Raw genomic sequence first — 7,079 nt, 5'->3', positions numbered from 1 at the left:
TGGATCTCTTCTTCGCCTTCGAAGATCAGCTTGAAATTGATCGGCACGCTTCCCTCTGTTTTCATCAACGCTTCGATCGCTTTGACGTGGATCAAAAGTTGGCCCTTATCGTCGGCCGAACCGCGGGCGTAAATGATGTCGTCCTTGATCTCCGGCTCGAACGGCGGGGAATTCCACAAATCCAGCGGATCGACCGGCTGGACGTCGTAATGACCGTAAATAAGTGCCGTGGGGGCATCCGGGTTTTGCGTGTATTCAGCATAAACGACCGGATGACCGGGAGTTTCATGAAGCTGGGGCTCGAGGCCGATATCTTTGAGCTGATCCATCAAAAACTCGGCACATGCCAGCATATCCTGCTTATGTTCACTCTGGGCGGAGATCGACGGAATCTTGAGCATATCGATCATCACCTGCACAAACTTGTCATAATTTTTTTCAATATATTCGATCGCGTTCATAATCGGGGCTCCTTTCTGATTGAGACAGCTTAATTTGCGGGAGTGGCTCTGTCAAGGAAAACTTTGCTCCGCCCGGGGGTATAAAAAAATGTAGCCAAATGAGGCCGATATATGTATAATATCAATTCAAGTCGCAAAAACCGGGACTGCCGAGCATAGCGGACAATTCGCGGAGGAAAATATGATACGCCGTTTTCTTACCATAGCAACTGTACTGATCATCGCCGTTTCAAGCCTGAATGCGCAGGACAGCCATGATCTCCAGGATGAAGCTTTAAGAACTTTCAAACGTTATCTCAACAATGTACAGGCGGCCGATTATAATGCTTGTGCCGGCTTCTGGAACTCGGAGTACCTGCGTGAAGTCTACAAGCTGGGCATCAGTTACAGCGATGCGCCTTACAAATTCGATCTGCATTCACCCTTGTTCGCCCACCAGCAGGATTTTTCCCTCGGAAGAATCAAGGTGCAATACCAGGTTGTCGCACCGGGACTGAAAGAGTTCAAGATATTAGTCAATCTGCGCGGTGATGATGTCAACAAGGATTATGAGTACTTTTTAAAGCAGGCCGGCGATGCCAAATTCTATTTCATGCCCCGCTACTGGACCACGATGCAGAACATGAAAACCTATGAGGGCAGGTATTACGAACTTCATTATTTCAATTCCACACAGATCAACGACAGCGCTTTGGCGCGACTGGACCGGGAGATCGAGGAAATCGGCGCGAAACTGGAATTGTCTGAACGGGAGATGCGGCGAGTCGAGGCAGATAAGTTGACATACATACTCTGCGCGAACTCCAACCAGGTACGCCAGATGGCCGGTCATGAAACCTCCGGATGGCATGATCGTTCGGCCAATATCTTGATTACAAGTTTTCTTCCCCATGGACAGCTCGTCGCCGATCTGCTAATTGACTACAAACTGGGTGAAATCGCTACCGGCACAATCCCTCTTCTCAGGTACGGCCTGCCGGTCTTTCTGGGCGGTCTACCCGGGGCTGATTTGGGTGCTTACGGCGAATTGGCTTATTACGGCCTGGCCAACGATTTGTACCAGGTCGCCGATCTTCTGACCTACGAAGGTTTTGAAGAGAAGATCGGGGGGGCTGACTTCGCTTATCCCCTGGCCGGATATTTCCTTGAATTCCTGCACGACAGAATGGAAATGAAGGGGCTTCTGTCCCTCTACAAACAGTTTTCGGCCAACCGCGACTCGGTTGAAAAAATAGCAGTCTCCGAAATCCGCATGAAACTCTATGATTACGCCGAAAAAACGATAGACAAGCTGGCCGACGAATTCGAGAAAAAATTCAAAAAACAGATCGGAAGCGACCTGAGCTGGGGCGGAAATCCGAAGGGCGAAGTGGTCTACCAGTCAGGAACCGGAGAGTATTCATTGAATATCTATGACCAGGGTGATCACTATGTTGTCGAAGCTGAGGGATTTAAACCGGACCAGCCCATCTCGTGCGCGCTGGTATTCAGCCTCAAAGGTTCGATCCTGGCCCCGGACTATCAACCGACATTGTTTACGAAACATTTCCCCGAACACTCCTACCAAAACCAGTATTACAGCCTTATTTTCGACAGCCAGGAGGCCGGCACCTACGATTACCTCGAGGACTGTATCACCGCCAAGCACCTGGTTCACCTCAACGGTACGCCCGACGATTATGACCAGAGTCACCTGGTCTACTCGGTGGACAAGAAACTCCTTCCGGCTGATTTCTCGCAGTTTAAAATCGAGATCGTCGAACAGTTCCGATAAGCAATCCCGTCCCGCCGTTTTTGCGGAACTATATGTTCATACTTGCATTTCAAGGCTATAAACGTGTATATTTCACAAAATGGAGGGGTGATGCGAGTTTTTGTCGCCGGCGCGACCGGCTATGTCGGCAGGAAATTAACTGAAACTCTGATTGAAACGGGCCACAGTCCCGCCTGCCTGGTACGGCCGGGAAGCGAGCGCAAGCTGGGCCACCTGGCTGATAAGGTGGATATCATTTCCGGCGGTATCGGGGATGCGGAAAATTGGCATCATCGCCTGAGGAACATAGACTCTGTCATAAATCTTATCGGGATTATCAGGGAGTTTCCCAACCACGGCGTGACTTTCGAAAAGCTGCATGTCGAAACCACGGTAAAGCTTGTGGATATCTGTGCCGAGCAGGGTATCAAGCGGTATCTGCAGATGAGCGCTTTGGGTGCCTCCCCCGAATCGAAATCGGAATATCACCAGACCAAGTTCCGCGCGGAGAACTATATCAAAAATTCCGACCTCGACTGGACCATTTTCAGGCCGTCGTTGATTTTCGGCAAGGGCAATCTGGCCCTGGTCGAATTCGTCAAGCTGATCAAATCCGCTCCTGTCGTGCCGGTCGTGGGTGACGGCAAGTACCGACTTCAGCCGGTCGCGCTTGAAAATGTCTGCGAGGGTTTCGTCAAGGCACTCGATAAACCCGAGACGATCGGAAAAACTTATGAAATCGCCGGATCCGAAAGAGTAACCTATGACCAACTGCTTGACAGTATCGGTCAAACCCTGAATCGCAAGGTACCCAAAATCCATATGCCGGTCGGACTGACCAAGCTGGCAATCAGCCCGTTTGAGTATTTTAAATCGTTTCCACTGACAAAAAGTCAGATCGAAATGCTCCTGGAGGAGAACATCAGCGACTCAAATCTGTTCTATGATGAATTAAATATCGAGCCGGAACCGCTCGATTCGATGCTGAAGCGGTCGCTCGAGGACGAAATCGAAAAATAGAAAGGAATAAAGTATGCCCGTTGAAGAAGGAAAAAAAGCGCCGGCTTTTAACCTGGAGACAACTTCGGGTGACAAAATCGCCCTGAAAGACCTCGCGGGTAAAACTGTGGTGTTGTATTTTTATCCCAAGGACAACACCTCCGGTTGTACAAAAGAGGCCGAAAACTTCCGCGATGATTACAGCAATTTTCAGACCAGGGACGTCGTTCTTCTGGGCATCTCGCCCGACAGCAGGCAGTCTCATCAGAAGTTCACCGAGAAACTTAATCTGCCGTTTCCGCTTCTGGTCGACAAGGATCACAAAATCGCCGAAAAATACGGTGTCTGGGTGGAGAAAAAGATGTTCGGTAAAACAGGCTACGGTATCCAGCGCGCAACCTTCATTATCGGCCCGGACGGCAAAATCATAAAAGTCTATCCGAAAGTGAGAGTCGACGGGCACTCGCAGGAAGTGCTCAACGACCTGAATGAGCTGGATTTGTAATTCATATACAACAGGGAGGCAAAGAGATATGGCTGAGTTCAAAGAGATCTGTTCGGAAGCGGAGATCCCCCCGGGAACCGGCAAGGCATTTGACCTGGGACGCGACGAGATAGGCGTTTTCAATATCGGCGGCAAGTTTTATGCTATCGATAACCTCTGTCCGCATGAGGGCGGGCCGATGGCCGATGGCCCTGTCGCGGGCAACCTGGTGACCTGTCCTTTGCACGGCTGGAGATGCGATGTCACCACGGGTGAATCACTCGAGCTTCCCGGAGTCAAGGTGGCAACTTACGAAGTCAAGATCGAAGACGGTAAAGTATTTATCAAGGTATAATATAATGAAGATTCTCAATCCAGGTATCACTGAATACATCGAAGGCATCCTGCCCGCGCGCAGATCACCATTCGACCGCATGGAAGCTTATGCTAAGGAAAACAGTTTCCCGATCATCGGCCCCCTTGTCGGCACCATGCTCCAACAGTATGTCCTGACCACAGGGGCGAAACAGATCTTCGAACTCGGTTCGGGCTACGGTTATTCGGCCCTCTGGATGGCCGAGGTATTGCCGCCTGACGGGAGGATTTATCTGACCGATCGCAAACAGGAGAATAAGCAGATGGCGGATGAGTTTTTCGTGGAAGCAGGACAGGCAGACAAGATGGAGTTTCATGTCGGCGATGCCCTCGAGATATTCGATAAATTCGATGGTCCGTTCGATATCGTTTTAAACGACATTGACAAGCAGGGTTATCTCGATTCGATCGAACCGGTCAAAAAACGGCTCAAAAAGGGTGGCCTGTTTATCACCGATAACATCCTCTGGAGTGGCCGTATACTCGATTCCGAGCGCGATCAAACGACCGAAGCAATCATGGAATTTACCCGTAAACTTTACGCTGATAAGGATTTCTTGACTTCGATCGCACCCGTTCGTGATGGTATTACAGTCGCCGTTAAGTTGAATTAATAATAATTATTATACGTATAACTCCTACGTAATTTCTGCGCAAATATACAGTATTGTTTAAATTTATGATGTTCCGTAACTAATAATAGAAGATTTATTTGATTACTGCCGCAAAGTCAGAATAAATGATATAAAATCGAAATTGAAAGGAGCGACCATGGATAATCTTAAAAAAGACATTAGCGACTTGCGCAGAGATATCGCTCGCTTTACCCGCAACCTGGCGCCCAATAATAAGAGCCGTCTCGAGCGCTGGCGTGATGATATCGGTGATACCGCCGATGACGTCTACGGCAATGTAAAGGACTATTCGCAACGCGCCTATCGGACCGGCTGGGATACAGTCAAAAACAACCCGGTCACCTCGGCGGTCTGGGGTGCCGCGATTGGACTTCTTATCTATAAGCTGTTTGACCGCAGGTAAGACGGTTGAATCCCGTATTATGAATTTCTCGTGATAACCGGGGAGCTCATCCCCGGTTTTTAATTTTCCTCTATCGGGCCGCAACACCACTCAATATCACAAAATCGTATTGACCTCGGCTTAAAATAATCGTATTTTATCCGGCTGTATCGCGTTGTATTATTTGAACATAATGATAGCGGTGCAAAATGGGATGGCATATTTTGCGTATAAACTATATATCTGAATAATCTTTCAAAAAAATACAAGGAGTGACCATGTCCGAGCCGGAACGCGAAGTATTCGAAGTCGATGTGCTCATAGTCGGGGGCGGTGTGGCAGGTTTGTCCTGCGCCTATCATCTCAAGCAACTGGTGGATGAATATTCCGAGAACCCGCCGGAAGGCGGTAAGGATCTTTCGGAGTTGATGATCGCCCTGATTGAAAAAGGTCCCCATATCGGCGCTCACGTGATGTCCGGAGCGGTCATGGATCCGAAAGGTATCGAAGAACTGATGCCCGACTACAAGGAAAAAGGCGCACCGCTCGGCAACAAGGTCGAGGAAGACGCCCTGTATTTCTTCAAAAAGGACGGGCAGTTCAAAGCGCCCTATGCTCCGCCGGATATGCATAACGAGGGGCTTTATGTCATCTCATTGAACAATTTTACCTCCTGGCTGGGTGAACAGGTCGAGGCCGCCGGCGTTGATATCCTGCCCGGTGTGGGCGGACAGGAGATGCTCTACGACGGCGACAAGGTGATCGGAGTCCGTACCGAGGACAAGGGTGTCGACAAAAAGGGCGAGCAGAAACCGAGCTATGAGCCCGGCACCGACATACAGGCCAGGGTGACGCTTCTGGCTGAAGGCACCCGTGGCAACCTGACCAAGGCCTTGACCAAGAAACTCGGCCTGCAGGGAATCAATCCGCAGGCATATACGACCGGGGTCAAAGAACTGTGGGAGATCCCCGCCGGCAGGTTCGAGAAACCGACCGCCTGGCATACTTTCGGATGGCCATTGGATTCGAAGACATTCGGCGGTGGATTCATCTATACCGTCGATGACACCCATATTTCGCTCGGGTTCGTGACCGGCCTGAACTATCGCAATCCGCTCACCGATCCTCATAATATGTTCCAGAAGTACAAAACGCATCCCTTTGTCAAGAAGATTCTTGAGGGTGGCAAGATGGTCCGCTACGGGGCCAAGACTATTCCCGAGGGCGGATATTACTCGATGCCCCGCTATTTCGGCGATGGTTTTTTGATTGCCGGCGATTCTGCCAGCTTTCTGAATCCGCGTCGTTTGAAAGGCATCCACATGGCGATCAAGTCCGGGATGCTGGCGGCGGAATCTATTTTTGAGTCGCTGGTTGCGGATGATTTCACGGAAGCGAAACTGAAATCATTCATGGACAAAGTCGAATCCTCGTGGATCAAGGAAGAACTGTGGGAGACACGCAATTTCCACCAGGCTTTCGAAAACGGCATCTACCGCGGGATGTGGCATGTCGGGATGCAGATGATTTCCGATGGCGGTGGCTTCTATGATCCCTGGAAAGTCGAAGAGGATCATACCCACATGAAGGAAATCAAGGAATATTTCAAAAAGCCCGAGGTCGATCCTAACCTGCAGAAGATCAGTTTCGACGGACAGCTGACGCACAACAAAGTTGATGATGTCTATTATTCCGGCACGAAGCACGAGGAGGATCAGCCCTCCCACCTGGTGATTGCCGATCTCGATATCTGCAACAACCGCTGTACGCGCGAGTACGGCAACCCCTGTCAGCATTTCTGCCCGGCTTTTGTCTATGAGATGGAGGAAACCGACAGCGGAGGCAAGGAGTTGAAGCTGAACCCCTCAAACTGTGTACATTGCAAGACCTGTGATATTGCCGACCCATACGGTATCATCACCTGGGTTGTCCCGCAGGGAGGCGAGGGTCCCAACTACGACGACCTGTAAGCGTAATAACGCTGACCGGG

The 7,079-nt window shown here is 50.1% G+C and carries 8 protein-coding genes; 7 read left to right on the top strand and 1 reads right to left on the bottom strand.

Features of this window, described 5'->3' with window-relative positions; genetic code table 11:
* The coding region (locus tag GF404_00780) for a M20/M25/M40 family metallo-hydrolase (protein MBD3380707.1) at positions 1-461 on the bottom strand (461 nt) is incomplete at its 3' end.
* Positions 462-642: 181 nt separating this feature from the next.
* Between GF404_00780 and GF404_00775 the strand changes: the two genes are divergently transcribed.
* The 7 genes from GF404_00775 (at position 643) to GF404_00745 (ending at position 7,059) form a co-directional block, all read left to right on the top strand.
* A complete protein-coding gene (locus GF404_00775; protein MBD3380706.1) occupies positions 643-2,235 on the top strand; it encodes a hypothetical protein in 1,593 nt (530 codons plus the stop codon).
* Between the two features lie 90 nt (positions 2,236-2,325).
* Positions 2,326-3,234: an NAD(P)H-binding protein gene (locus GF404_00770; GenBank protein ID MBD3380705.1), complete on the top strand. Its 909-nt coding sequence runs from the start codon at positions 2,326-2,328 to the stop codon at positions 3,232-3,234.
* 13 nt (positions 3,235-3,247) lie between these two features.
* A complete protein-coding gene (locus tag GF404_00765) occupies positions 3,248-3,718 on the top strand; it encodes a thioredoxin-dependent thiol peroxidase (protein ID MBD3380704.1) in 471 nt (156 codons plus the stop codon).
* Between the two features lie 28 nt (positions 3,719-3,746).
* Positions 3,747-4,052 (top strand): nitrite reductase small subunit NirD, encoded by a 306-nt coding sequence (gene nirD, locus GF404_00760; GenBank protein MBD3380703.1) that lies wholly within the window; start codon positions 3,747-3,749, stop codon positions 4,050-4,052.
* On the top strand, positions 3,958-4,686 hold the full coding sequence (locus tag GF404_00755; GenBank protein ID MBD3380702.1) for a methyltransferase domain-containing protein: 729 nt from the start codon (positions 3,958-3,960) through the stop codon (positions 4,684-4,686). The genes nirD and GF404_00755 overlap by 95 nt, the downstream gene beginning before the upstream one ends.
* A gap of 157 nt (positions 4,687-4,843) precedes the next feature.
* Positions 4,844-5,110 (top strand): hypothetical protein, encoded by a 267-nt coding sequence (locus GF404_00750; GenBank protein MBD3380701.1) that lies wholly within the window; start codon positions 4,844-4,846, stop codon positions 5,108-5,110.
* A 257-nt stretch (positions 5,111-5,367) separates the two neighbouring features.
* A complete protein-coding gene (locus GF404_00745; GenBank protein MBD3380700.1) occupies positions 5,368-7,059 on the top strand; it encodes an FAD-dependent oxidoreductase in 1,692 nt (563 codons plus the stop codon).
* Positions 7,060-7,079: the final 20 nt, after the last annotated feature.

Source organism: Candidatus Zixiibacteriota bacterium (assembly GCA_014728145.1).
GTDB lineage: Bacteria > Zixibacteria > MSB-5A5 > JAABVY01 > JAABVY01 > WJMC01.
Note: the sequence above shows the minus strand (reverse complement) of the source record. Positions and strands in the feature narration are given on the sequence as shown.